Source organism: Streptomyces sp. NPDC028907 (assembly GCF_055564995.1).
On the sequence record NZ_JBVHVE010000014.1, the window covers coordinates 71068 to 94688 of the forward strand.

Annotated in this window: 22 protein-coding genes; 13 read left to right on the forward strand and 9 right to left on the reverse strand. The window is 71.7% G+C overall.

Features of this window, described 5'->3' with window-relative positions:
* The first annotated feature begins 79 nt into the window (after positions 1–79).
* The gene (locus ACZ4UU_RS34745) at positions 80–1315 is read left to right on the forward strand and encodes a cytochrome P450 (protein ID WP_471907371.1); all 1236 of its coding nucleotides are present in this window, start codon (positions 80–82) and stop codon (positions 1313–1315) included.
* Positions 1316–1322: 7 nt separating this feature from the next.
* Here the strand turns inward: ACZ4UU_RS34745 and ACZ4UU_RS34750 are convergent, their stop codons facing one another.
* Positions 1323–4487 (reverse strand): ATP-binding protein, encoded by a 3165-nt coding sequence (locus tag ACZ4UU_RS34750; RefSeq protein WP_471907372.1) that lies wholly within the window; start codon positions 4485–4487, stop codon positions 1323–1325.
* A gap of 67 nt (positions 4488–4554) precedes the next feature.
* Here ACZ4UU_RS34750 and ACZ4UU_RS34755 point away from each other — a divergent pair, with 67 nt between their 5' ends.
* Entirely contained in the window at positions 4555–4914 is a 360-nt protein-coding gene (locus tag ACZ4UU_RS34755) for a DUF779 domain-containing protein (protein WP_471907373.1), read from the forward strand.
* Positions 4915–4990: 76 nt separating this feature from the next.
* Positions 4991–6226: a phosphodiester glycosidase family protein gene (locus ACZ4UU_RS34760; RefSeq protein WP_471907374.1), complete on the forward strand. Its 1236-nt coding sequence runs from the start codon at positions 4991–4993 to the stop codon at positions 6224–6226.
* A gap of 3 nt (positions 6227–6229) precedes the next feature.
* Here the strand turns inward: ACZ4UU_RS34760 and ACZ4UU_RS34765 are convergent, their stop codons facing one another.
* From ACZ4UU_RS34765 to ACZ4UU_RS34790, 6 genes are all read right to left on the reverse strand, one after another.
* On the reverse strand, positions 6230–6424 hold the full coding sequence (locus ACZ4UU_RS34765; protein ID WP_107912016.1) for a hypothetical protein: 195 nt from the start codon (positions 6422–6424) through the stop codon (positions 6230–6232).
* Positions 6425–6549: 125 nt separating this feature from the next.
* Positions 6550–7413, reverse strand: a complete 864-nt coding sequence (locus tag ACZ4UU_RS34770; protein WP_471907375.1) for a phosphatidylinositol-specific phospholipase C/glycerophosphodiester phosphodiesterase family protein — start codon at positions 7411–7413, stop codon at positions 6550–6552.
* A 185-nt stretch (positions 7414–7598) separates the two neighbouring features.
* Positions 7599–8684 (reverse strand): acyl-CoA dehydrogenase family protein, encoded by a 1086-nt coding sequence (locus ACZ4UU_RS34775; RefSeq protein ID WP_471907376.1) that lies wholly within the window; start codon positions 8682–8684, stop codon positions 7599–7601.
* Positions 8681–9919: an acyl-CoA dehydrogenase family protein gene (locus ACZ4UU_RS34780; protein ID WP_471907377.1), complete on the reverse strand. Its 1239-nt coding sequence runs from the start codon at positions 9917–9919 to the stop codon at positions 8681–8683. Before ACZ4UU_RS34780 ends, ACZ4UU_RS34775 begins: the two co-directional genes overlap by 4 nt.
* Positions 9916–10893 carry an NADPH:quinone oxidoreductase family protein gene (locus ACZ4UU_RS34785; protein WP_471907378.1) on the reverse strand — a complete coding sequence of 326 codons (978 nt, stop codon included), beginning with the start codon at positions 10891–10893 and terminating at the stop codon, positions 9916–9918. The genes ACZ4UU_RS34780 and ACZ4UU_RS34785 overlap by 4 nt, the downstream gene beginning before the upstream one ends.
* Before the next feature lie 100 nt (positions 10894–10993).
* Positions 10994–11578, reverse strand: coding sequence for a helix-turn-helix domain-containing protein (locus ACZ4UU_RS34790; protein WP_471907379.1), 585 nt, complete (start codon positions 11576–11578; stop codon positions 10994–10996).
* A gap of 77 nt (positions 11579–11655) precedes the next feature.
* Between ACZ4UU_RS34790 and ACZ4UU_RS34795 the strand changes: the two genes are divergently transcribed.
* The 5 genes from ACZ4UU_RS34795 (at position 11656) to ACZ4UU_RS34815 (ending at position 16449) form a co-directional block, all read left to right on the forward strand.
* Complete coding sequence (locus ACZ4UU_RS34795) at positions 11656–12660, forward strand: NAD(P)/FAD-dependent oxidoreductase (protein ID WP_471907380.1); 1005 nt, start codon at positions 11656–11658, stop codon at positions 12658–12660.
* A 47-nt stretch (positions 12661–12707) separates the two neighbouring features.
* Positions 12708–14246, forward strand: coding sequence for an ATP-dependent DNA ligase (locus ACZ4UU_RS34800; protein ID WP_471907381.1), 1539 nt, complete (start codon positions 12708–12710; stop codon positions 14244–14246).
* Entirely contained in the window at positions 14243–14716 is a 474-nt protein-coding gene (locus ACZ4UU_RS34805; protein WP_471907382.1) for an NUDIX hydrolase, read from the forward strand. Before ACZ4UU_RS34800 ends, ACZ4UU_RS34805 begins: the two co-directional genes overlap by 4 nt.
* Before the next feature lie 76 nt (positions 14717–14792).
* Positions 14793–16187, forward strand: a complete 1395-nt coding sequence (locus ACZ4UU_RS34810) for an NADP-dependent succinic semialdehyde dehydrogenase (RefSeq protein WP_471907383.1) — start codon at positions 14793–14795, stop codon at positions 16185–16187.
* A 25-nt stretch (positions 16188–16212) separates the two neighbouring features.
* Positions 16213–16449: a DUF6213 family protein gene (locus ACZ4UU_RS34815; RefSeq protein WP_062722835.1), complete on the forward strand. Its 237-nt coding sequence runs from the start codon at positions 16213–16215 to the stop codon at positions 16447–16449.
* Between the two features lie 123 nt (positions 16450–16572).
* On the opposite strand, the gene ACZ4UU_RS34820 is transcribed toward ACZ4UU_RS34815, so the two are convergent.
* Positions 16573–17802, reverse strand: a complete 1230-nt coding sequence (locus tag ACZ4UU_RS34820) for an acyl-CoA dehydrogenase family protein (RefSeq protein WP_471907384.1) — start codon at positions 17800–17802, stop codon at positions 16573–16575.
* 170 nt (positions 17803–17972) lie between these two features.
* On the opposite strand from ACZ4UU_RS34820, the gene ACZ4UU_RS34825 reads away from it, so the two are divergent.
* Positions 17973–18617, forward strand: coding sequence for a TetR/AcrR family transcriptional regulator (locus ACZ4UU_RS34825; protein WP_471907385.1), 645 nt, complete (start codon positions 17973–17975; stop codon positions 18615–18617).
* A 70-nt stretch (positions 18618–18687) separates the two neighbouring features.
* Here ACZ4UU_RS34825 and def read toward each other — a convergent pair whose 3' ends face one another.
* Complete coding sequence (gene def, locus ACZ4UU_RS34830) at positions 18688–19227, reverse strand: peptide deformylase (RefSeq protein ID WP_471907386.1); 540 nt, start codon at positions 19225–19227, stop codon at positions 18688–18690.
* 112 nt (positions 19228–19339) lie between these two features.
* Here def and ACZ4UU_RS34835 point away from each other — a divergent pair, with 112 nt between their 5' ends.
* From ACZ4UU_RS34835 to ACZ4UU_RS34850, 4 genes are all read left to right on the forward strand, one after another.
* Positions 19340–20578: a MurT ligase domain-containing protein gene (locus ACZ4UU_RS34835; protein WP_471907387.1), complete on the forward strand. Its 1239-nt coding sequence runs from the start codon at positions 19340–19342 to the stop codon at positions 20576–20578.
* Between the two features lie 24 nt (positions 20579–20602).
* Positions 20603–21331 carry a type 1 glutamine amidotransferase gene (locus tag ACZ4UU_RS34840; protein ID WP_471907388.1) on the forward strand — a complete coding sequence of 243 codons (729 nt, stop codon included), beginning with the start codon at positions 20603–20605 and terminating at the stop codon, positions 21329–21331.
* A gap of 166 nt (positions 21332–21497) precedes the next feature.
* Positions 21498–22523, forward strand: coding sequence for a 6-phosphofructokinase (locus ACZ4UU_RS34845; RefSeq protein ID WP_471907389.1), 1026 nt, complete (start codon positions 21498–21500; stop codon positions 22521–22523).
* A gap of 127 nt (positions 22524–22650) precedes the next feature.
* Positions 22651–23601 carry a cytochrome c oxidase assembly protein gene (locus ACZ4UU_RS34850; RefSeq protein ID WP_471907390.1) on the forward strand — a complete coding sequence of 317 codons (951 nt, stop codon included), beginning with the start codon at positions 22651–22653 and terminating at the stop codon, positions 23599–23601.
* Positions 23602–23621 lie beyond the last annotated feature (20 nt).

The window sequence follows — 23621 nt, forward strand, 5'->3', positions numbered from 1 at the left end:
TGAAACCGCGGTGAAACCGAGCGGAAGCCGGCTCCGCGCAGGCTCTGAGGCGTCTCCCACCAGCGGAAAGGCCGCCACCATGACCGACGCCCTGCACCTCACCCCCGAGCTCGTCGAGGATCCCGTCCGCGGCTACGCCGACCTGCGTGCCCGCACGGACTTGGGCCACGCGGTCCTGCCGGGCCTGGACACCCCCGTGCGGCTGCTGACCCGCTTCGAGGACGTCCGGGCCGCGCTCACCGAGCCGCGGCTGATCCGGGACCGTGGCGCCGTCCCCGGTGGCTCCGACATGCCGGACCCGCAGGCCGAGTTGCTCGCCCAGGGCATGGAGGGCTTCCCGGCGGAGTACGTCCCGTATCTGTCGGGGCACCTGGCGCTGTTCGACGGCGACGAGCACACCCGGCGACGCGGCCCGCTCACCCGCGCCTTCACCGCCCGCCGGGTGTCCGCGCTGCGTCCTTTCGTGGAGAAGTCCGCACGAGAGCTGCTCGCCGCCCTCGCCGGCCCCTCGGGACGCGAACCGGTCGATCTGCTCGGTGAGTTCGCCTACCCGCTGTGCACGGCCGTGATCTGCGAGCTGGTCGGGGTCGACGCGGCCGACCAGGACCGGGTCCGCGGCTGGATCAGGGACTTCGCGTACGGCGACGGCAGCGGGGTCGTCGAGGGTCTGGCCGGCATCGTGGAGTACACCAAGGACCTGGTCGCCCGGCGCCGTGCCGAGCCCGCCGACGATCTGGTCTCCGCGCTGCTGGCGGACGGAGGCCTGAGCGACGACGAGATCGTCACCGCCTTCTTCCTGCTCATCAACACCGGCATCACCCCGCCCGCCCTGTTCCTCGCGCACGGCGTGCTCGCCCTGCTCGACCACCCGGAGCAGCTGGAGCGGCTGCGGGCCGAGCCGGAGCTGCTGCCGCGTGCCGTGCCCGAACTGCTGCGGTACGTCACGCTGGTGCGGATCGGCGCCACCCTGTACGCCGCCGAGGACTTCGAGTTCGCCGGTACACCCCTGGACAAGGGCGAGGCGGTGACGGTCGGGCTGTTCGGCGCCAACCACGACCCCGCCGTGTACGAGGCGCCCGAACGGCTGGACATCACGCGGGGGTTCGGGCGCGGTGACGGTCACCTCGCTTTCGGGCACGGCCCGCACTACTGCATCGGCGCGGCACTGGGCCGGGTCCTGACGTCCGTCGTGTTCGAGGAGCTGCTGGTGCGCCGGGCGACGCCGCCGGTGCTGGCCGTGGACCGCGACGACGTCGAGTTCGGGCACTGGCCCGGCGACGGCTTCCACCTGGTGCGGCTGCCGGTGCGGCTCTGAGATCTCCTCAGCGGCCGGGGTCCAGCAGCGCGAGCACGGCCTCGCGCAGCGCCTCCCGGTCCAGGGCGGCGTACGTGGACACCGCGTCCTCGTACGTCGCCTTGTCGGCGTTCGCGGCGGCCTCGCGGGAGAGGGCCGAGGACATAGTCGGCTGGAAGTTGCGCAGGGCGCGGTAGCGGTCGGCGAGCGCGAGCAGCCGCACGCCCCGCTCCGTCGCGCCGGAGGCCAGGTCGGCCGTCCCGAGCGCGAGCAGCAGCGCCCCGCAGACCGGAAGGTCCACGGTCACCCGGTGCGGTGCGGGCTTCGGGCGGGTCAGCAGTGTGGTCAGCCGGTCGGGGAGGGCCGTGGCGATGCCCTCGACGAGGTCGAGGCGGCCGTGCCGGGCGTGGGCGGTCACGGCGACGGCCTGGAGTTCCAGCACCCAGGGCTCCATGAGGAGTTCGTCGCCGAAGACAGGGCTCGCGTCGCGCTCCAACCGCTCCACGGCCCGGCGCCACAGCCCGAGCCCGGTATCGACGTCACCGCGGGCGAGGGCGATCTCGGCGCGGGCGCCCAGGTCGGGGGTGAAGGCGTCGGAGCCGGTGCCCTCGGGCTGGTGCCGCAGCGCCTCTTCGAGCCAGTGCTCGGCCGCGTCGAGGTCCCCGGTCTGGAGGTTGGCGAGCATCATGCCCCAGCGCAGCCCGATCGAGTCGCCCCACGCGCCGTACCCCTCCAGCGCCTCCAGCGCGGCCCGCACATGGCCGATCGCCTCCGCGCCCCGCTCCATCTGGAGGCACAGTTCGGCGACCCGCGAGGCGGGCCAGAACCTGAGCAGGGGGATGTCCTGACCGGCGAGTGCCGTGTCCATCCGGCGGGCGGCGTCCAGGGCCCGTTCCGGCTGGTGCTCGCTCTGCCAGACATAGCTGGCCGCGCAGTTGGCGACGCCGGCGAGCATCGGGGCGTCACTGTCGCACAGGCCCTCCAGTGCATCGAGGTCGCCGAGTACCTCGGGCAGGGCGCACAAGACGGTCGCGACGGCGCGGACGAGGGTGTCCGGCGGGGCGGGCGGGAGCCGCCGCAGGGTGACGAGGGTGCGGACGGCGCCGGGGCCGACGCCGAGGAAGATGTTGGCGGTGGCCAGGGCCGCGGCGGTGCGGGCCGGTTCCACGTATTCGGGGGCGGGCCGGTAGTGGGAGAGGAGGTCGGCGGTGTCCTCGGTGAGGGCGATGAGACGGGTGTAGTTGGCGTCGGTGGTCCACAGGCCGGCAAGTACGGCGGTGACCGGGGCGACGGTGTCGGCGTCCGCGCGGGCGAGCGCGATCCGTACGGCCTGGACGAGGTTGTCCTGCTCGGCGCGGATCAGCTGCCAGGAGGAGAGCGGGTCGGGTCCGAACGGTGCGTCGTGGTAGGTGACCCCGAAGTCCCGCGCCCAGCGCAGGAACCGCTCCTCGACCGCCGGGTCCTCGCCGGCCCGCTCGCGATGGGCGGCGGCGAACTCCCGCACCGTCTCCAGCATCCGGAAGCGGCTGCCGTACTCGGTGTCGGTCACCTTGAGCAGGGACTGGTCGACGAGGTCCTCCAGCACGTCCAGCGTGTCGTCGTCGCCGAGGAGGTCGGCGAGGACGTGTTCGGCCGCGGCGGCGGTGAAGCCGCCGGGGAAGACGGCGAGGGCACGCAGGGCGGTCCGGCCGGCCGGTTCCAGCAGGTTCCAGCTCCAGTCGACGACGGCGTGCAGCGTGCGGTGGCGCTGCGGCGCGTCCCGGGGGCCGCCGCGCAGCAGGGCGAACCGGTCCTCCAGGCGGCGGGCGATCTCGGCGACGGACATCACCCGGACGCGGGCGGCGGCCAGCTCGGTGGCGAGGGGCAGTCCGTCGAGGCGGCCACACAGCTCGGCCACGGCGTCGGCGGGCAGCTCGGCGTCGGGGCGGGCGGCGCGGGCGCGCTGTTCGAACAGCTCGACGGTCGTGGCCGGGTCCAGCTCGGGCAGCGGGTGGACGGTCTCGGAGGTCAGTCCGAGCGGGGCGCGGCTGGTGGTGAGCACGCTGACGTTCCTGGTCATCGACACCAGGGCCCGGACGAGGTCGGCGACTCCGGAGACGACCTGCTCGCAGTTGTCCAGGACGAGCAGCGCAGGACCGGGCCCGAGGGCGCCGACGATGCCGGCGAGCGCGTCGGCGGACGGCCCGAAGCCTGCGGCGGGGGCGTGCAGGCTCTCCCCGACGCCGAGCGCCGAGGCGACCTCGCCGGCGACGTCGGCGTCCAGCCGGACACCGGCGAGCGGCACCAGATGCACGACCCGGTGCTCGGCCTCGCGGGCGACGGCACTGGCGAGGCGCGTCTTGCCGAGGCCGCCCGGCCCGACGACGGACGTGACCCGTGAGCTGTGGATCAGGCGGGTGACGGCGGCGACGTCGGCCTCCCGCCCGAGCAGCGGGTTCGGCTCGTGCGGCACGCCGCGCCGCACCACGGGCGCCTGCCCGCGCAACAGCTCCTGGTGCAGCTCCTGCAGGGCCGGACCGGGGTCGGTGCCGAGCTCGTCGCGCAGCCGGCGCCGATAGGTGTCGTACGTCGCCAGCGCGGTGGCCGCTCCCGAGGCGCCGGTCTGGCAGCGCACCAGCTCCAGGAGCAGCTCCTCGTCGAGGGGGTGCGCGGACAGCAGGTCGCCGAGCGGCGCCGCCGCCTCCTCCCGACGTCCGGCGCGGGCGAGCGACAGCGCCCGCAGCCGCGTCAACGCCAGGTACGTGGCGCCCAGTTCGAGACGCAGGTCCACCAGGGGGTCGCCGAGGACGACGCCCTCCGCGGGGCCGCCGTCCCACAGCGCGAGGCCCGCTTCGGCCTCGGCGACGGCGCCGTGGTGGTCGCCTGCCCGTGCCTTCTCCGCGCCGGCGTCGGCGTGCAGTTGGACGGCCCAGGCGTCGACCTGGTCCTCGCGCAGGGCGATGCGGTAGCCGGTGGGGGTGCTCGCGATGACCTCGGTACCCAGCAGCGAGCGGGCCCGTGAGACCAGGATCTGCAACGCCTTGGTCGGGTTCTCCGGCTGCTCGTCGGGCCACAGGCCGTCCACGAGCCGTCCGGTGCCGCAGCCGGCTCGCGGCTCCCCGGCGAGCAGCGCGAGCAGCCCGCGCAGACGGGGCGCGGTGATCTCCTTGCCCCGGTGGGAGACGGACGTCAACAGCGTCAGCTCGATGGTCACCCGTGCAGCGTAGTCAGAAGATCGGGTGCAACCCTCTCGCAACGTTGCCCCTGCTGTCCTTGCTGCCATGTATGAGGAGACCCCGCGCGTCGAACTCACCCCCGCCGCCGCCGACCTGCTGCGCCGTCTGCGCGCGACGCACGGCCCGCTGATGTTCCACCAGTCCGGCGGCTGCTGCGACGGCAGCGCGCCGATGTGCTACCCGGAGGGCGAGTTCCGTACCGGCGGCTCGGACGTGCTGCTGGCGGAACTCGAGGTCGAGGGGGTGGCGGAGCCGGTGACGTTCTGGATGTCGCGCAGTCAGTACGAGGCGTGGAGCCACACCCGGCTGATCGTCGACGTCGTCGAGGGCCGGGGCAGCGGATTCTCACTGGAGGCACCCGAGGGGGTGCGTTTCCTCACCCGTTCTCGCGTCGTCGGCGCCTAGCAACCCCGCAGGTCATCGCCGTCTGGTGCACTTCCCCTGAGTCCTGGGACATTTGACGAGACATCAGGGGGGAATCGTGACACCTCGTCAGAAACGGTTCGGAGCCGCCAGAGCGGCCATCACGCTGCTCACGGCACTCGGTGCGCTGGCCGGTGCGGCCCTGGTGGGGGCGGCACCGGCCGGCGCCGCGCAGGACACCCCGATCGCGCCCGGTGTCACCTACGACGAGTTCGACATCCCGGCGGCCAAGGGCACGACCCACGCCCATGTCCTCACCGTCGACCTGCGCGATCCGCGGGTACGCCTCGATCTGCTGCACCCGGGTGCGGTGGCGGCACGGGCCACCGTCTCGCGGCAGGCCATCGCGCAGGGCGCCGTCGCGGGTGTGAACGGCGACTTCTTCAACATCAGCGAGACCCAGCACCCGGGCGTCCAGGCGACCGGCGCGAGCGTGGGACCGGCGATCGCGCGCGGCCGGGTACTGAAGGCGGCGGTGCCGAACGGCCAGCGGTTCGGGCCCGCGCTGCCGCCCGGCACGAGCACCGAGGACGTGTTCGGCGTGGGCGTCGACCGGCGGGCCCGGATGGACGGCCTGAGCCTCGCCGGCTCCATCCGCACCCCACAGGGCACGCTGCCGCTGCGCGGACTCAACCAGTACGCGCTGCCGGTGGGCTCCATCGGGGCGTTCACCGCCAAGTGGGGCGGGGTCTCCCGGGTCCGCGCCACCTGCGGCACCGACACCGACCGGGCGGCCCCGTGCAGCACCGACACCTACGAGGTGACGGTCCGCCACGGCCGGGTCGTGTCGGCCGCCGATGCTCCGGGGAGTGGCTCGATCGCCCCGGGCACGACCGTCCTCGTGGGCCGCGAGGCGGGCGCGCAGCAGTTGCGCAAGTTCTCCACGGGCGAGCGGGTGACGGTACGGCACGGGCTGGTGGCGGCGAAGTCACGCGTCCCGTTCCGCTTCGCGCTGGGCGGCTATCCGGTCCTCGACGACGGCCGGCCGTTGCCCGGCCTCGACGACAGGGCCTCGGCCGTGCGCACGGCCGTGGGCATCGCGGATCGCGGCCGGCGGCTGCTGCTGCTCGCGCTGGACGGCGCGTCCGAGTACCGCACGGGTCTGACCATCGCGGAAGTGGCGTCCGTCATGCGGGAGTTGGGTTCGGTCGATGCCTTCAGCCTGGACGGCGGCGGTTCCTCGACACTGGTCGCCCGGGCGCCGGGTGCGTCGGCGGTCTCCGTGCGGAACCACCCGTCCGACGGCGTGGAACGCCCTGTGCCCAACGGCATCGGGGTCTTCTCCACCGGCTGAGTCTCACGGTCTGAGGCTGCTGACGATGTCCGCCGTAGCCGTCAGACCGCTGTTGATGGTGGGCGCCATGCTGGTGCTGGCCAGGTAGAAGCCGAGCAGCAGGCAGACCAGCGCATGGGTGATCTTCAGTCCGCCGTTGCGTACGAAGATCACCGCAAGGATGAACAGCAGCAGCACCACAGAGATGGAAATGGCCATCGTCAACCTCCTCCGCCACGCCGCCTCGCCCGGTTCACGGCGTTCGGCCGCAAGTGTGGCGTAGCGGAGGGTTCGTCCGGGCGGCTGAGCCGTACTCCGAACGTGTGGTGTTCTGCCGGCCGGGCCTAGTTCGTCCGGTGGGCGTCGAGGAAGGCCTCCAGGCCGGCGAGGTCGTCGGTGTTGAGGAAGTCGACGCCGGCGGCCAGCAGTTCGCCCCAGAGGGCGTCGCGGGCGGGTCCGGCCATGTCCGGGGTGGCCCAGAAGCGCACCTTCTGCCCTCGGGAGTGCGCCGCCCGGACGATGCCGCGCAGCTTGCGCCGCTCGGCGTCCGGGAAGGCGCCCACGCCGAGCCAGGTGAAGTTGAGCGTCCAGTTGTCGCTGATCAGCGGGACGAAGGAGGCGGGCGCGGAGCTGCCGAGGTCGGTGAGGCGGCCGTCGTAGAAGGCCCGGCGGACGCTCTGCGTCTCCATGGGCGTACGGGCCGCGCGGTCGCCGGAGATCACGGCGGTGACCGCGCCCGGGAACACCCGGCCGTGGGCGTACGTCGTGAACAGGTGCTTGTAGCGCCTCAGATGCCTGTCGAGTTCGAGGTATGTCGAGGCGCCCTCGGTCTTGATGTCGACGAGCAGCTGGATCGGCTTGCGGTGCCACCGGTGGACGGACCCGTGGTTGGCCCTGACGCGGGCGGCCAGTGGGTCGAGGTAGAGGGACTCCAGCGTGCGGGTCGGGTCGAGGTCCTCGGGGTCGTGCGCGACGAGGAGTTGGTCGCCGACGAGGTAGATGTCCGCTTCGAGGCTGCCGAAGCGGTGGTCGAGGGCGTCGAGGAGGGGGCGCGGGTGCTCGTAGTCGTTGTGGGCGTGTGCCCGCCACAACGGGCGTGGGCCGTGCCCCCGTTCGCCCGCCAGTGCTTGGCCGGCGGGCAGGGCGGCCGTGCCCGCGAGGGCGGCGCCGAGGGTGGTGAGGGCTCTGCGACGGGTGGTGAGGGCCATGCTCTGCCTCCCTGGTAGGGCCGGATGGAACCGCTGTGAGTATGCGATCCCGAAGGGCCCGAGCAGCAGGGCTGTGCGGCGAGTTGGCCGGACAGCCGTCGCCTGTTCACTTCACCCCGGGCATGCGCACGGAAAAGCCCGCCCCAGGCCGGGCGGGCTTTCCGTGTGCTTCGCTCAGGTGTACGTCAGGGAGCCTGGAGGTCGACGAGTTCGGCCAGCGCGGCGCGGTGGGCGCCCGCCGTGCCGTAGGCGATGGAGTCGGCCTTGGCCCGCTTCAGGTAGAGATGGGCTGGGTGCTCCCAGGTCATCCCGATACCGCCGTGCAGCTGCACGGCCTCCTCGGCGGCGTGCACGGCGACGGACGCCGCGTAGGACTGCGCGACGGCCACCGCCACGTCGGCGTCCTCGCCGGTCGCCAGCGCGTCGGCGGCGTTACGGGCGGCCGCGCGCAGGTTGACGACCTCCAGCCACAGCTGGGCGAGCCGGTGCTTGAGCGCCTGGAAGCCGCCGACGGGCCGGTTGAACTGCTTGCGGTCCTTCAGATAGCGGACCGTCTCGGTCAACGTCCAGTCGGCGAGCCCGAGTTGCTCGGAGGCGAGCAGCCCGGCCCCGGCGCGCAGGGCGCGTCGCACGGCGGGTTCGGCATCGCCGAGCAGCCGTCCGGGCGTACCGTCCAGGACGACCGCGGCCACGGGCCGGGTCAGGTCCAGGGACGCCCGCGGGGTGACGGTCACCGCGTCGGCGTCCACCGCGTACAGACCGCCGTCGTCCGCGGGCACGAGCAGCACATCGGCGGCAGCCGCGTCCGCGATGCCGGTCAGCTCCCCGTGCAGAAGGCCGTCCTCATGCCGTACGACCTTGTAGGCATCGCCGGGCCCGACGCTCAGCGCGACCGCGAGGGCGCCGATCCGCCGGCCGGTCGCCAGCTCGGCGAGCAGGCCCGCGTCGGTCGCGCAGGCGAGCAGTGCCTCGGTGGCCACGACAGCGCTGGTCAGATAGGGCACCGGAGCGACCGCGCGCCCCAACTCCTCCAGTACGACGGCTGCTTCGCGGTGCGTGGCGCCCTGGCCGCCCTGGTCCTCCGGGATCAGCAGCCCGGCCAGGCCCATGCCGTCGGCGAGGGCCTTCCAGGCCGCCAGGTCGTGCGGGGTGTCCGACTCGGTGCGGGCGATGACGCCGGGCGCGTCGCAGTGGTCGGTGAGCAGGTCGCGCACGGCGGCCCGCAGCGCCTCCTCTTCCTCCGAGTACAGCAGGTCGGGCGCCTTCGTCATCGGGCCAGGTCCTTCCATGCGACGTCCTTGTCGGTGCGCGGCTCGGCGGGCAGGCCCAGGACGCGCTCGGCGACGATGTTCAGCAGGACCTCGCTGGTCCCGCCCTCGATGCTGTTGCCCTTGGAGCGCAGATAGCGGTAGCCGGCGTCGCGGCCGGTGAAGTCCACGAGCTCGGGGCGGCGCATCGTCCAGTCGTCGTACAACAGCCCTTCCTCGCCGCGCAGTTCGACCTCCAGGCCGCTGATCTCCTGGTTGAGCCGGGCGAAGGCGAGCTTCATGCCGGCGCCCTCGGGGCCGGGCTGGCCGGCGACGAGCTGCTGGCGCAGCCGCTCACCGGTGAGGCGGGCGACCTCGGCCTCGACCCACAGCTTCAGCAGCCGCTGGTGCAGGTCGTGGGTGCGCAGTTCGGGGCGTTCACGCCAGGTCTTGGAGATCGGGCCGATCATGCCGCCCTCGCGGGGCAGTCGCATGCCGCCGATCGCGACGCGCTCGTTGTTCAGCGTGGTCTGCGCGACCCGCCAGCCGTCGCCGATCTCCCCGAGGCGCCGGGAGTCCGGGATGCGGACGTCGGTGAGGAAGACCTCGTTGAACTCGGCCTCACCGGTGATCTGCCGCAGCGGCCGGACCTCGACGCCCGGGTCGGTCATGTCGCAGAGGAAGTAGGTGATGCCCGCGTGCTTGGGCACGTCCGGGTCGGTGCGGGCGATGAGGATGGCCCAGCGGGCGAGATGCGCGCTGGAGGTCCACACCTTCTGTCCATTGACGACCCAGTCGTCGCCCTCCCGTACGGCACGGGTGCCCAGCGCGGCCAGGTCGGAGCCGGCGCCCGGCTCGCTGAAGAGCTGGCACCAGACCTCCTCGCCGGTCCACAGCGGCCGCAGATAGCGCCGCTTCTGCTCCTCGGTGCCGTACTGGAGGATCGTCGGGGCGGCCATGCCGAGGCCGATGCCGATGCGCCGGGGGTCGTTGTCGGGGGCGCCCGCGGCCTCCAACTCGGCGTCCACGACGGCCTGGAGGGAACGGGGCGCACCGAGTCCGCCGAGGCCCTCGGGGTAGTGCACCCAGGCCAGGCCCGCGTCGAAGCGGGCGCGCAGGAAGTCCAGTCGGCCGGTCGTGGCAGACGAGGGGGGCGGGCCCGCAGGGCCCTCGGTTGAGGGCGGCGGTGGGAGACGGGTGGGCGGGTGAGCGGCCAGCAGCTCCGCGGTGCGACGGCGCAGTTCGGTGGCGTCGGTCATGCCGCTCCTCCTTCGGTGAGTCCCGGGATCACGGCGAGGCGCCCGGTGGTGACGCCGTCGGCGACGCGCTGCACGGCGGCCGCGGCGCCGCTCAGCGGGACGCGTTCGCTGACCAGCGGCTTGATGGCGCCCCGGGCGGCCAGCTCGGTGAGCTGTTCGTGGCAGTGCTGGATCAGCTTGGGGTTCTTGGTGTTGTACAGGCCCCAGTGCAGGCCGAGGATCGAGTAGTTCTTCACCAGGGCGTGGTTGAGCGCCGGGCTGGGGATCGAGCCGCTGGCGAAGCCGACCACGACGATCCGGCCCTCGAAGGCGACGACCTTGGCGGACTGGGCGTAGGCCGCACCGCCCACGGGGTCGTAGATCACGTCGGCGCCCCGGCCGCCGGTGGCCTCCTTGACGGCGGCGATGACGTCCTCGCCGCGCCGGTCGATGACGACGTCGCAGCCCAGTTCGCGGGCGACGGCCGCCTTCTCGGAGCCGCCGACGACACCGATGACGGTGGCGCCGGCGGCCTTCCCGAGCTGCACGGCCGCGCTGCCGACCCCTCCGGCGGCAGCGTGGACGAGCAGGGTCTCGCCGGCTTCCAGACCGGCTCGGCGGTGCAGGCCGAACCAGCCGGTCTGGTAGCCGATGTGCAGGGCGGCGGCCTCGGCGTCGTCCAGCGCGTCGGGTGCGGGCAGGAGAGCGGCGGCGTCCGCGACGGCGTACTCGGCGAAGCCGCCGTACGGCAGCGCCGGGTTGGCGAGGACGCGGCGCCCGTCCTCGGTCTCGCCGCAGATCTCCACGCCCGGCGTGAACGGCAGCGGCGGCCTGACCTGGTACTGGCCCCGGCACAGCAGCGCGTCCGGGAAGTTGATGTTCGCGGCACGCACCTTCAGCAGGACCTGGCCGTCACCGGGCGTGGGCGTCCCGACGTCGTCGAGCCGCATCACCTCGCTCGGCTCGCCGTTCTCGTGCACTTGCCATGCCTGCATGCGGTGCCTCCACGGGACTGCTTCGTCTGACCGGGGTCGGTACGCATACTAAGCGGTCGCTTGCCATCAGGGAACCGTCATTCGGGAACAGTCGGGTGCGTCACGACCGCTTGGGGCGCGCCCGCACATGCATCCGCTCCCCCTGCGGCCCGAACAGACTGAGGAACTCCACCGGCCCCTCCCCCGTCGACCCGAACCAGTGCGGCACCCGGGTGTCGAACTCGACGGCCTCCCCCGCGGTCAGCACGATGTCGTGATCACCCAGGACCATCCTCAGCTTCCCCGCCATCACGTACAGCCACTCGTACCCCTCGTGGGTCCGCGGCTCCGGCTCGACCTTCTCCTGCGGCACCAGCACCTTGAAGGCCTGGAGGCCGCCGGGCTGCCGGGTCAGCGGCCAGTACGTGCGCCCGTGCCGCCTGATCGGCTCGGCCCGCACCCGGGGGTCGCGCACGGCGGGCGCCGCGACCAGTTCGTCCAGCGCCACCTCGTGCGCTCGCGCGATCGGCAGCAGCAGTTCCAGACTGGGCTTGCGCAGCCCCGACTCCAGCCTGGAGAGCGTGCTCACCGAGATACCGGTCGCCTCGGACAGGCCGGCCAGCGTCGCACCCCGCTCCTTGCGGATCCGGCGCAGACGTGGACCGACCTCCGCGAGCACCGTGTCCATCTCGTCGTCCTCACTCATCACGCCATTGCAGTTTCAGCAAACGCGTTTGTCAATGCGGCGGCGACCGCGCGACTGTCTCGGTGGAGGTGGTCACCATGACCGAGCACAACACCGGTACGTACGAAGTGGTCGTCGTCGGAGGCGGCGCCGCGGGCCTGTCCGCCGCCCTCGTCCTGGGCCGCGCCCGGCGCCGCACCCTGGTCGTCGACGCCGGCGAACCCCGCAACGCGCCCGCCGCCCACATGCAGGGCTATCTGTCCCGGGACGGCATGCCGCCCGCCGAGTTCCTGGCCGTCGGACGCGAGGAGATCGCGCGGTACGGCGTGGAGCTGGTCCGGGACCGGGTGGTGGACGTCGAACGCGCCGAGGACTTCGCGGTCACGCTGGCCGACGGCCGGCACGTGCACGCCCGGCGACTGGTCATCGCCACCGGCCTCAAGGACGAGCTGCCGGACGTCCCCGGCATCGCCGAGCGCTTCGGCCGCGATGTGCTGCACTGCCCGTACTGCCACGGCTGGGAGGTCCGCGACCAGGCTTTCGGGGTGCTGGCGACGACCCCGATGAGCGTCCACCAGGCGCTCATGGTCACGCAGTGGTCGAAGGACGTGACCTTCTTCCCGCACCGGCTCGCCGAGTCCGACCTCTCGGACGACGACCTGCGCAGGCTCGCGGCGGCGGGCGTGAAGATCGTGCCGGGTGCGGTGGCCGGGCTGGCGATCGAGGACGACCGGCTCAAGGGGGTGCGCCTGGCGGACGGCACGGAGCATGCGCGCGAGGTGCTGTTCGTCGCGCCGCGAGCAGTGCCGCAGACCGGGCTGCTGGAGAAGCTCGGCGCCGAAATGCAGGAGACCCCCTTCGGCTCGTACCCGACGGTCGACCCGACGGGACTGACCTCGGTGCCGGGCGTCTGGGCGGCCGGCAACGCGATGGGCTTTTCCGAGCAGGTCATCAACGCGGCGGCGGGCGGCTACCGGGCGGGGGCGTTCATCAACGGAGAGCTACTGTTCGCCGACCTGGACGCAACCCCCCAAGGGGCGAGGGGACCTGCGCGAACAGCCACGACGCACCCGCAGCCGAAAGACGACCCATCGAGGCAGTAACCGTTCGTCGGGGTGTGAACCCGCGGAGCGCACCGCACCATGGCTGCATGCTGCTGACCCGACTGGCGCAGGTATCCCAGGAGATCGCCGCGACCTCGGCCCGCTCCCGGAAGACCGCCCTGCTGGCGGAACTCTTCCGGGACGCCGAGCCCGACGACGTGCCGATCGTCATCCCCTACCTGGCGGGACGCCTCCCCCAGGGCCGCCTCGGCATCGGCTGGAAGGTGCTGAGCCGCCCGGTCACTCCAGCCACCGAGCCCACCCTCACCGTGGCCCAGGTCGACGCCCGGCTCACGGAGCTGGGGAAGGTGTCCGGCACCGGCTCCCAGGCCGAACGAGCCCGCCTGGTGGGCGAGTTGATGGGCGCGGCCACGGAGAACGAGCAGCGCTTCCTGTTCGGGCTGATCACCGGCGAGGTCCGGCAGGGCGCCCTGGACGCGGTGGCGGTCGAGGGCCTGGCCCGGGCGACCGAGGCGCCGCCGGCGGACGTACGCCGGGCGGTGATGCTCGCCGGGTCGCTCCAGACGGTGGCCGAGGCGCTGCTCGCCGAGGGCCCCGCCGCCCTCGCCCGCTTCCGGCTCACCGTCGGCCGCCCGGTGCTGCCGATGCTGGCGCACAGCGCCTCGTCGGTGGCGGAGGCGGTCGAGAAGCTCGACGTCTGCGCGGTCGAGGAGAAGCTGGACGGCATCCGCGTCCAGTTGCACCGCGACGGCGACACCGTACGGATCTACACCCGCACCCTGGACGACATCACCGACCGCCTGCCCGAACTCACCGCCACCGCCCTGGAGTTGCGGGGCGAGCGCTTCATCCTGGACGGCGAGGTCATCGCCTTCGACGACGCGGGCCGCCCCCGCTCCTTCCAGGAGACCGCCGGCCGCGTCGGCTCCCGCGTGGACGTGGCGACGGCCGCGAAGGAGGTCCCCGTCTCCCCCGTCTTCTTCGACGCCCTGTCCGTCGACGGCCACGAACTGCTCGACCTGCCGTTCGCCGAACGGCACGCGGAGCTGGCCCGGCTGGTTCCCGAGCCGATGCGGGTGCGCCGCACGCTGGTGTCCGGCCCCGACGACCTCGCACGGGCCGAGGGCTTCCTCGCCGAGACCCTGGAGCGCGGCCACGAGGGCGTGGTCGTCAAGGCCCTCGACGCCCCCTACAGCGCGGGCCGCCGGGGCGCGTCCTGGCTGAAGGTCAAGCCCGTCCACACCCTCGATCTGGTGGTGCTCGCCGCCGAATGGGGCCACGGCCGCAGGACCGGCAAGCTCTCCAACCTCCACCTCGGGGCCCGCACGGCGGACGGCGGTTTCGCCATGCTCGGCAAGACGTTCAAGGGGATGACCGACGCCCTCCTGACCTGGCAGACCGAGCGGCTCCAGGAGCTGGCCGTGGAGCCCAGGAGCTGGGGCGTGACCGTACGCCCCGAACTCGTCGTCGAGATCGCCTACGACGGCCTCCAGCGCTCCACCCGCTACCCGGCCGGCGTGACGCTCCGCTTCGCGCGCGTGGTCCGCTATCGCGAGGACAAGCGGCCGGAGGAGGCCGACACGGTCGAGACGCTGCTCGCCGCCCACCCGGAGGTCAAGCCGTGACGTCGGCGCGGGGAAAGCACAGCGCCGGTCTGCTCCTCTTCCGCCACACCGATGACGGCCTGGAGGTGTTGCTCGGCCACATGGGCGGCCCGTTCTTCGCGAAGAAGGACGCCGGGGCGTGGACGGTCCCGAAGGGCGAGTACGAGCCGGACGAGCCCGCCTGGGAGGCGGCCCGCCGTGAGTTCCGGGAGGAGCTGGGGCTGGCGCCGCCCGACGGGGAGGCCGTGCCGCTCGGCGAGGTCAGACAGGCCGGCGGCAAGACCGTCACGGTGTGGGCGGTGGAGGCCGACCTCGATCCGGCGACTGCGGTGTTCGGAACCTTCGTCATGGAGTGGCCGCCGCGCTCGGGACGGACCCAGGAGTTCCCGGAGCTGGACCGGGTGGAGTGGCTGGGCGTCGAGCGGGCACGCGAGGTGATCGTCAAGGCCCAGGCCACGTTTCTCGACCGGCTGGCGGAGCACTCGGCCTGAGCGGCCGTACACGCGTTGCGGTAGCCACCGCCGCGCGGGAAGGTCGAAGCATCAGCCCGCTCCCAGGAGGTCGGTCATGCCCATCGCGACGGTGAACCCGGCGAACGGCGAGACGCTCAAGACGTACGAGGCCATGGGTGCCGAGGAGATCGAGCGCAGGCTCCAGCTCGCCGAGGCCACGTTCCGCACGTACCGGAGGACCGGCTTCGTCGACCGGGCTCGTCTGCTGCTCCAGGCGGCGAGTCTCCTGGAGGAGGACCAGCAGGACGTCGCCCGGATGATGACGACCGAGATGGGCAAGCCCATCAAGCAGTCCCGCGCCGAGGTCGCCAAGTGCGCCAAGGCGATGCGCTGGTACGCCGACCGGGCCGAGGAACTGCTCGCCGACGAGGAGCCGCCGGACGCGGACGTGAAGGACTCCGGCGCCTCACGCGTGCGGGTGCGGTACCGGCCGCTCGGCCCGGTGCTCGCGGTCATGCCGTGGAACTTCCCCCTGTGGCAGGTGATCCGCTTCGCGGCCCCGGCGCTGATGGCCGGCAACGTCGGCCTCCTCAAGCACGCCTCGAACGTCCCCCGGACAGCCCTCTACCTGGAGGACCTGTTCCACCGAGCGGGCTACACCGAGGGCTGCTTCCAGACCCTGCTCATCGGCTCCGGGCAGGTCGACGAGATCCTGCGTGACGAACGCGTCAAGGCGGCCACGCTGACCGGCAGCGAGCCGGCCGGCCGTGCGGTCGCCTCCACCGCCGGGGAGATGATCAAGAAGACGGTGCTGGAGCTGGGCGGCAGCGACCCGTACGTCGTCATGCCGTCGGCCGACCTGGACCGCGCCGCGCAGATCGCGGTGACCGCGCGCGTGCAGAACACCGGCCAGTCCTGCATCGCCGCCAAGCGGTTCATCGTGCACACGGACGTCTACGACGCCTTCGCCGAGAGGTTCGTCGAGGGCATGAAAGCGCTGAACGTCGGCGACCCGATGCTGGACGAGACGGACGTCGGCCCGCTCTCCAGCGAGCAGGGCCGGACGGACCTGGAGGAACTGGTCGACGACGCCAAGCGGGCCGGCGCGACGGTCCTGTGCGGCGGCCACGAGCTGCGCCGGCCCGAACTGCCCGGCTGGTACTACCCGCCCACGGTGCTCGCCGACATCACCCGCGAGATGCGCATCCACCGCGAGGAGGCCTTCGGGCCGGTCGCCACGCTGTACCGGGCGGGTGATCTGGACGAGGCCGTACTCATCGCGAACGACTCGCCGTTCGGACTGAGTTCGAACGTATGGACGCGGGACGAGGCGGAGGTCGACCGGTTCGTACGGGATCTGGAGGCCGGAAGTGTGTACGTCAACGGGATGACGGCGTCCCATCCGGCGTTCCCGTTTGGTGGAGTAAAGCGGTCCGGTTACGGGCGTGAGCTGTCCGGGCACGGAATCCGCGAGTTCTGCAACATCACTACGGTTTGGCAGGGTGCGTGAGCGCCGCGCGGCTACGATCCCGGGTGTGAACCGCGAAGTTACTCTGCCGCTGATCGTCGACGACCGCGGGACCCTGCAGGTGGCTGCCGCCGATGTGAGCAAGCTGCTGCGTACCGTGGGAGGACGATGGCTGCACCTCGTCGAGGCCGGGGACGACGGGCTCGACGAGGACACGGTGGCGGCGCTGACCATTGAGCTGGCGAAGCTCGCGGACCGGATCGACGTGGCGTGCATTGCTCACAGCAGCGGGAGCGCGCCGTAGGGGTAGCGGTTCGGTCCGTCTGCCGGTACGTCGTGGCTGTCGAGGGGCGCGGGGAACTGCGCGAGCAACCACGGACGCCCCGCAGACCGCATCGCACAGAAACCCCACGGCGCTACCGGACCGCTACCGGATCGGCATCCCCGACAACGTACGGGCGATCACCAGCCGCTGGATCTCACTCGTCCCCTCGAAGATCGTGTAGATCGCGCTGTCCCGGTGCATCCGCTCCACGGGATACTCCCGCGTGTAACCGTTGCCGCCGAGGATCTGTATCGCCTGGGCGGTGACCTTCTTCGCCGTCTCGCTGGCGAAGAGCTTGGACATCGAGCCCTCGGCCGCCGTGAACGGCTTCCCGTTGATCGCCATCCACGAGGCACGCCACACCAGCAGCCGGGCCGCGTCGATCGACGTCCGCATCTCGGCCAGCTGGAAGGCCACACCCTGGTTGTCGATGATGGGCCGCCCGAACTGCTCACGGGTCATCGCGTAGTCGAGGGCGACCTCGTACGCGGCACGGGCCGTACCGACGGCCATCGCGCCGACCGCCGGCCGCGAGGCCTCGAACGTGGCCATCGCCGCGTTCTTCACACGCTCGCCGCCCGCCGCCTTGGCCCGCTCACGCGCCCGCGCGAGGCGCTCGTCCAGCTTCGGCTTACCGCCCAGCAGGCAGGAGCCGGGCACGCGCACGTTGTCCAGGATGACCTCGGCGGTGTGCGAGGCACGGATGCCGTGCTTCTTGAACTTCTGCCCCTGGGCCAGGCCGGGCGTGTTCGGCGGGATGATGAAGGAGGCGTGCCCCTTGGAGCCCAGCTCGGGGTCGACGACGGCGACGACCACGTGGACGTTGGCGATGCCGCCGTTGGTCGCCCAGGTCTTCGTGCCGTTGATCACCCACTCGTCCTTGGCCTCGTCGTACACGGCACGCGTGCGCATCGAGGCCACGTCGGACCCGGCGTCGGGCTCGGAGGAGCAGAAAGCGGCGAGCTTGACATCGCCCGCGTCACCGTACATCTGGGGCACCCAGGTGCCGATCTGTTCCTCGGTGCCGTTGGCGAGGACGCCCACGGCGGCCAGGCCGGTGCCCACGATCGACAGGGCGATGCCCGCGTCGCCCCAGAACAGTTCCTCCATGGCCATCGGTATGCCGAGACCGGTCTGGTCGAAGTACTGCTGGGCGTAGAAGTCGAGCGAGTAGATGCCGACCTTCGCGGCCTCCTGGATGACCGGCCAGGGAGTCTCCTCACGCTCGTCCCATTCGGCGGCCGCGGGGCGGATCACATCGGCCGCGAAGCCGTGCAGCCAGTCCCGGACCTCCTTCTGTTCGTCGTTGAGCTCCATGGTGAACTCGGCCATGTCCCCTCCAGCGGCGGTACGTGCGTGTTACTAGCGGTAACCCTAGTTTGTTACCGGCTAGTAGGTAAAGTCAACTCCCGATGACTCGTCGACAGCCCATTCGATGGATGGAGCATGTTGAGTGTTAGTTTGCGCAGGCGTCATCGATTGAGCACGGGTGGGGAGAAGCAATGGACACCACACAGCGGACCGAGCAGCAGCGGTCCGCCGACCGCCGTCGGCGCGAGCTGCTGGAGGCCGCCGACCGGGTGGTGCTGCGCGACGGCCCACAGGCCTCGATGAACGCCATCGCCGCTGAGGCGGGTATCACGAAGCCGATTCTGTACCGGCACTTCGGCGACAAGAGCGGACTTTACGCGGCGTTGGCCAAGCGGCACACGGATGCGCTGCTGGACTCCTTGCGGGCCGCGCTCGACGCTCCCGCGGACCGGCGCGAGCGGGTCGAGTCCACGTTGGACACCTACCTCGCGGCGATCGAGGCCCGGCCTCAGGTGTACCGGTTCCTGATGCATCCCACCGAGGGCGGTCAGACGGCGGATCAGGGATTCGACGTCGGCAAGCACTCGATGCCGTTGCTCCGCACGATGGGCGAGGAACTGGCCACCGTGATCGAGGAGCGGTTGGATCTCGGGCCGGGGAGTCAGCAGCTGGCTCGGGTGTGGGGCCACGGGATAGTCGGGATGATGCACGCGGCCGGGGACTGGTGGCTCGGTGAACGGCCTTGTTCGCGGGTGGAGTTGGTGCGGAGTCTGGCCGACCTGTTGTGGGGACGGCTGGCTGCCGCCGGGGACAAGGTAGGCGGTCCGGGGTTCTGAAGGTCGTGGTTCGGGTGCGGGTCTGTGGGGGCTGGCCGCGCAGTTCCCCGCGCCCCTGACGGCACTGCGGTCACCGGCACCAAGAGGCTCGGGCCACCTGTCGCATGAGACGGCGGTGGCGCCAGCCGCTCACCCGGTCCGCGTACACCGTCCCTTCCAGGTGGTCGCACTCGTGCTGCAAGCACCTGGCGAAAAACCCCGTCCCGTGGATCGCCACCGGCTCCCCCGTCACCGTGAACCCCTCCACCACCGCGTGGTCGTACCGTTCCGTCCCCGCCTCCAGGCCCGGCAGGGACAGGCAGCCCTCCGGGCCGCGGATCACCACCCCGTCCGTCTCCACCAAGCGGGGATTCACCACGTGCCCGAGATGACGCACGTCCTCGTCGTCGGGACAGTCGTAGACGAACACCCGCAAGGCCTCCCCCACCTGGTTCGCGGCGAGGCCCACGCCCTGGGCCGCGTACATCGTGGCGAACAAGTCCTCCACCAGCGTCGCCAGTTCGGGGCCGAAGTCGGTGACCTGCTCGCAGGGTGCGTGCAGCACCGGGTCACCGAGCAGGGTGAGGGGACGGACGCGCCCGTGCGCGCCCGGAATGGAGGCGTTCCGCATGGCCGCAAGGGTACGGCGATTCGGGAGTGCGAATGGATCTCGATAGGCTGACCACCACCACGTTGCCGTAGGGCTTCAGGCGCGGCGCGTACGCAAGGAGGATCGAGAACTGATGGCAGGCAACTCGGACCCGCTCACGCCGCGGGCCAAGCTCGCCGTGACCGCGGGCAAGGCGGTCGCGGCGGCATCTCGCGCCGCGGGGCGCGGCAGCGGTTCGGTGATCGGCGGCCGGGTGGCGCTCAAGCTCGACCCCGACCTCCTCGCCAGGCTCGCGCAGAACCTGGACGTGGTCCTCGTCTCCGCGACCAACGGCAAGACCACCACGACCCGGCTCATCGCGGAGGCGCTGCGGGCCGCCGGACCGGTCGTGTCCAACGCGCTCGGCGCCAACATGCCGGCCGGCATCACCTCGGCGCTCGCGGGCAGCTCGGAGGCGCGGTACGGCGTCATCGAGGTCGACGAGAAGTACCTCGCCGGGGTCGCGCGGGACACCGACCCCAAGTGCATCGCACTGCTCAACCTCTCCCGCGACCAGCTGGACCGCGCCGCCGAGACACGGATGCTGGCCGAGAACTGGCGTGAGGGCCTCGCCGGTTCGAAGGCCGTGATCGTGGCCAACGCCGACGACCCGCTGGTCGTGTGGGCGGCGTCCTCGTCGCCGAACGTGATCTGGGTCGCCGCCGGGCAGATGTGGAAGGACGACGCATGGTCCTGCCCGTCGTGCGGCGGTGTGATGCAGCGGCCGGGCGACGACTGGTTCTGCGGTGAGTGCGGGTTCCGGCGGCCCACGCCGAGCTGGGCGCTCTCCGGTGACCATGTGCTCGACCCGCACGGGTCCGCCTGGCCCATCCACCTCCAGCTGCCCGGCCGCGCCAACAAGGCGAACGCCGCGTCGTCGGCCGCCGTGGCCGCCGTGTTCGGGGTGCCGCCGCAGGTCGCCCTGGAGCGGATGTACCAGGTGCAGGCCGTCGCGGGACGCTACGACGTCGTGCAGTTCGAGGGGCGGGATCTGCGGCTGCTGCTCGCCAAGAACCCGGCCGGCTGGCTGGAGACGTTCTCCCTGATCGACCCGCCGCCGACCCCGGTGGTCCTCTCCGTGAACGCGCGCGGCGCCGACGGCACCGACACCTCCTGGCTGTGGGACGTCGACTACACGCGGCTGTCCGGGCACCCGATCTGTGTCATCGGCGACCGCAAGCTCGACCTCGCGGTGCGTCTGGAGGTCGCGAACCAGCAGTTCCAGGTGTGCGAGAACCTCGACCAGGCGGTGCAGCTGTGCCCGCCGGGCCGGATCGAGGTCATCGCCAACTACACCGCGTTCCAGGACCTGCGCCGCCGCGTCGGCAACTGAGCCAAGAGACTTCAGGGGACTTAAGTGAGCGACAACCAACTGCGGGTCGTCTGGATCTACCCGGACCTGCTCAGCACCTACGGCGACCAGGGCAACGTCCTCGTCGTGGAGCGCCGTGCGCGCCAGCGCGGCCTCGACGTGGCCCGTCTCGACGTGCGCAGCGACCAGCCGATCCCGACCTCCGGCGACATCTATCTCATCGGCGGCGGCGAGGACCGGCCGCAGCGCCTGGCCGCCGAGCGGCTGCGCCGGGACGGCGGGCTGCAGCGGGCCGTCGAGAACGGCGCGATCGTGTTCTCGGTGTGCGCCGGCTACCAGATCCTCGGCCACGAGTTCATCAACGATCTCGGGCAGCGCGAGCCAGGCCTCGGCCTGATCGACGTGGTGTCCGTGCGCGGCGAGGGCGAGCGGTGCGTCGGTGACGTCCTCGGGGACATCGACCCGCGGCTCGGCCTGCCCCCGCTGACCGGCTTCGAGAACCACCAGGGCGTCACTCACCTCGGCCCCACCGCCCGCCCCTTCGCCCAGGTCCGCCTCGGCAACGGCAACGGAACCGGTGACGGCACGGAGGGCGCGTACAACGACACCGTCTTCGGTACGTACATGCACGGCCCGGTGCTGGCCCGCAACCCGCTGATCGCGGACCATCTGCTGAAGCTGGCGCTCGATGTGAACGCGCTGCCGCCGACCGACGACCGCTGGTACGAGGCGCTGCGGGGCGAGCGCATCGCGGCCGCGCAACAGCCTGCGTGAGCACTTTCGCGCAGCCCGTATGACGGGCCGTCCGCACAGGTGAGCGGGGTCGTCCAGCAGGCGGACGTGCGGTTCGGCCCCGCCCCCTGATGCCGCTAGGGTGGCGGGGATTCGAGCCGGACAACGTGGTCCGGTCCCGGCCCACGTTGAGAAGGTATTCCGGGCTATGCGCATTGGTGTCCTCACGTCCGGCGGCGACTGCCCCGGCCTGAACGCCGTCATCCGGTCCGTCGTGCACCGCGCCGTCGTGGACCACGGCGACGAGGTCATCGGCTTCCGGGACGGCTGGAAGGGCCTCCTGGAGTGCGACTACCTCAAGCTCGACCTCGACGCGGTGGGCGGCATCCTCGCCCGCGGCGGCACGATCCTCGGTTCCTCCCGGGTCCAGCCCTCCCATCTGCGCGACGGGGTGGAGCGGGCCAAGGGCCATGTCGCGGAACTCGGCCTCGACGCGATCATCCCGATCGGCGGCGAGGGCACGCTCAAGGCGGCCCGGCTCATGTCCGACAGCGGCCTGCCCGTCGTGGGTGTGCCGAAGACCATCGACAACGACATCGCGGTCACGGACGTCACCTTCGGCTTCGACACGGCCGTGGGTGTGGCCACCGAGGCCCTGGACCGGCTCAAGACGACCGCCGAGTCCCACCAGCGGGTCCTCGTCGTCGAGGTCATGGGCCGCCACACCGGCTGGATCGCGCTGCACTCCGGCATGGCGGCCGGCGCGCACGCCATCGTCGTACCGGAACGCCCCTTCGACATCGAGGAGTTGGCCCGCCGGGTCGGCGAGCGGTTCGACGCGGGCAAGCGCTTCGCGATCGTCGTGGCGGCCGAGGGCGCCAAGCCGCGCCCCGGCTCCATGGAGTTCGACGAGGGCGGCAAGGACATCTACGGCCACGAGCGCTTCGCCGGGATCGCCCGCCAGCTGTCGATCGAGCTGGAGCAGCGGCTCGGCAAGGAGGCTCGGCCGGTCATCCTGGGCCATGTGCAGCGGGGCGGTACGCCGACCGCGTACGACCGGGTGCTGGCGACCCGCTTCGGATGGCATGCGGTGGAGGCCGTGCACCGGGGCGAGTTCGGTCACATGACAGCGCTGCGGGGAACGGACATCGTGATGGTGCCGCTCGCGGAGGCCGTGGAGACGTTGAAGACGGTTCCGTCGGACCGGTACGAGGAAGCCGAGTGCGTCCTCTAGATCACGCCGTTCGGATCACGTCGTACTGAATTGAAGAGTCTGCCCCCGGCCGCAGCTGCGGCCGGGGGCAGTTCTAGTCTGTGTGCGGACAGACTTGCACAACCCCCACGAATCAGGAGCCGTCGGAATGGATCACAGCGGGCACGGCATGACCATGGATCTGCCGCCGTTCACGCTGGGGCGGGGTCTTCAGTGGTCGGCCGACCCGTTCTTCCTCGTCGCCTGCCTGGTGGCGCTCGCGCTGTACGGCTGGGGGGTCGTGCGGCTGCGGCGGCGTGGGGACGCGTGGTCCGTGGGGCGGACGGTCTCCTACGTCGTCGGGGTGCTGACCGTGATGCTCGTCATGTGCACCGGGCTGAACGACTACGGCATGGTCATGTTCAGCGTGCACATGGTGCAGCACATGGTGATCAGCATGCTGTCGCCGATCCTGATCCTGCTCGGCGCCCCGGTCACCCTGGCCCTGCGGGCGCTGCCGCCGGCGGGACGCGGGCGCAAGGGGCCCCGGGAGCTGCTGCTGGCCCTGCTGCACAGCCGGTACATGCGGATCATCACGCATCCGGCGTTCACGATCCCGCTGTTCATCGCCAGCCTCTACGCGCTGTACTTCACGCCGCTCTTCGACTTCCTGATGGGCTCCAAGACGGGGCACATCGCGATGATGGTGCACTTCCTCGCCGTGGGTGTGGTGTTCTTCTGGCCGATCATCGGCGTGGACCCCGGCCCGCACCGGCCGGGGTATCTGATGCGGATGCTGGAGCTGTTCGCGGGGATGCCGTTCCACGCGTTCTTCGGGATCGCGTTGATGATGGCGTCGGAGCCGATGGTCGAGACGTTCAAGAACCCGCCGGCCTCGCTCGGCATCGAGGCGCTCTCCGACCAGAACGCGGCCGGCGGCATCGCCTGGGCGTTCAGTGAGATTCCGTCCGTGCTGGTGCTGATCGCCCTGCTGTTCCAGTGGTACCGCTCTGAGCAGCGGCAGGCCCGGCGCACGGACCGTGCCGCCGACCGGGACGGTGACAAGGAACTCGAGGCGTACAACGCCTATTTGGCCTCATTGAACGCACGCGGAAACTGAGGAAACCGAAAGGCCGCGCC

What these genes read in the sequence shown, in the direction of transcription:
- ACZ4UU_RS34795 (WP_471907380.1), top strand. Translation starts at nt 11,656, where the DNA reads ATGACCGAGCACAACACCGGTACGTACGAAGTGGTCGTCGTCGGAGGC.
- ACZ4UU_RS34780 (WP_471907377.1), bottom strand. Translation starts at nt 9,919, where the DNA reads ATGACCGACGCCACCGAACTGCGCCGTCGCACCGCGGAGCTGCTGGCC.
- ACZ4UU_RS34810 (WP_471907383.1), top strand. Translation starts at nt 14,793, where the DNA reads ATGCCCATCGCGACGGTGAACCCGGCGAACGGCGAGACGCTCAAGACG.
- ACZ4UU_RS34770 (WP_471907375.1), bottom strand. Translation starts at nt 7,413, where the DNA reads ATGGCCCTCACCACCCGTCGCAGAGCCCTCACCACCCTCGGCGCCGCC.
- ACZ4UU_RS34820 (WP_471907384.1), bottom strand. Translation starts at nt 17,802, where the DNA reads ATGGCCGAGTTCACCATGGAGCTCAACGACGAACAGAAGGAGGTCCGG.
- ACZ4UU_RS34775 (WP_471907376.1), bottom strand. Translation starts at nt 8,684, where the DNA reads ATGACGAAGGCGCCCGACCTGCTGTACTCGGAGGAAGAGGAGGCGCTG.
- ACZ4UU_RS34825 (WP_471907385.1), top strand. Translation starts at nt 17,973, where the DNA reads ATGGACACCACACAGCGGACCGAGCAGCAGCGGTCCGCCGACCGCCGT.
- ACZ4UU_RS34745 (WP_471907371.1), top strand. Translation starts at nt 80, where the DNA reads ATGACCGACGCCCTGCACCTCACCCCCGAGCTCGTCGAGGATCCCGTC.
- ACZ4UU_RS34850 (WP_471907390.1), top strand. Translation starts at nt 22,651, where the DNA reads ATGGATCACAGCGGGCACGGCATGACCATGGATCTGCCGCCGTTCACG.
- ACZ4UU_RS34835 (WP_471907387.1), top strand. Translation starts at nt 19,340, where the DNA reads ATGGCAGGCAACTCGGACCCGCTCACGCCGCGGGCCAAGCTCGCCGTG.
- ACZ4UU_RS34785 (WP_471907378.1), bottom strand. Translation starts at nt 10,893, where the DNA reads ATGCAGGCATGGCAAGTGCACGAGAACGGCGAGCCGAGCGAGGTGATG.
- ACZ4UU_RS34790 (WP_471907379.1), bottom strand. Translation starts at nt 11,578, where the DNA reads ATGAGTGAGGACGACGAGATGGACACGGTGCTCGCGGAGGTCGGTCCA.
- ACZ4UU_RS34765 (WP_107912016.1), bottom strand. Translation starts at nt 6,424, where the DNA reads ATGGCCATTTCCATCTCTGTGGTGCTGCTGCTGTTCATCCTTGCGGTG.
- ACZ4UU_RS34800 (WP_471907381.1), top strand. Translation starts at nt 12,708, where the DNA reads ATGCTGCTGACCCGACTGGCGCAGGTATCCCAGGAGATCGCCGCGACC.
- ACZ4UU_RS34845 (WP_471907389.1), top strand. Translation starts at nt 21,498, where the DNA reads ATGCGCATTGGTGTCCTCACGTCCGGCGGCGACTGCCCCGGCCTGAAC.
- ACZ4UU_RS34755 (WP_471907373.1), top strand. Translation starts at nt 4,555, where the DNA reads ATGTATGAGGAGACCCCGCGCGTCGAACTCACCCCCGCCGCCGCCGAC.
- def (WP_471907386.1), bottom strand. Translation starts at nt 19,227, where the DNA reads ATGCGGAACGCCTCCATTCCGGGCGCGCACGGGCGCGTCCGTCCCCTC.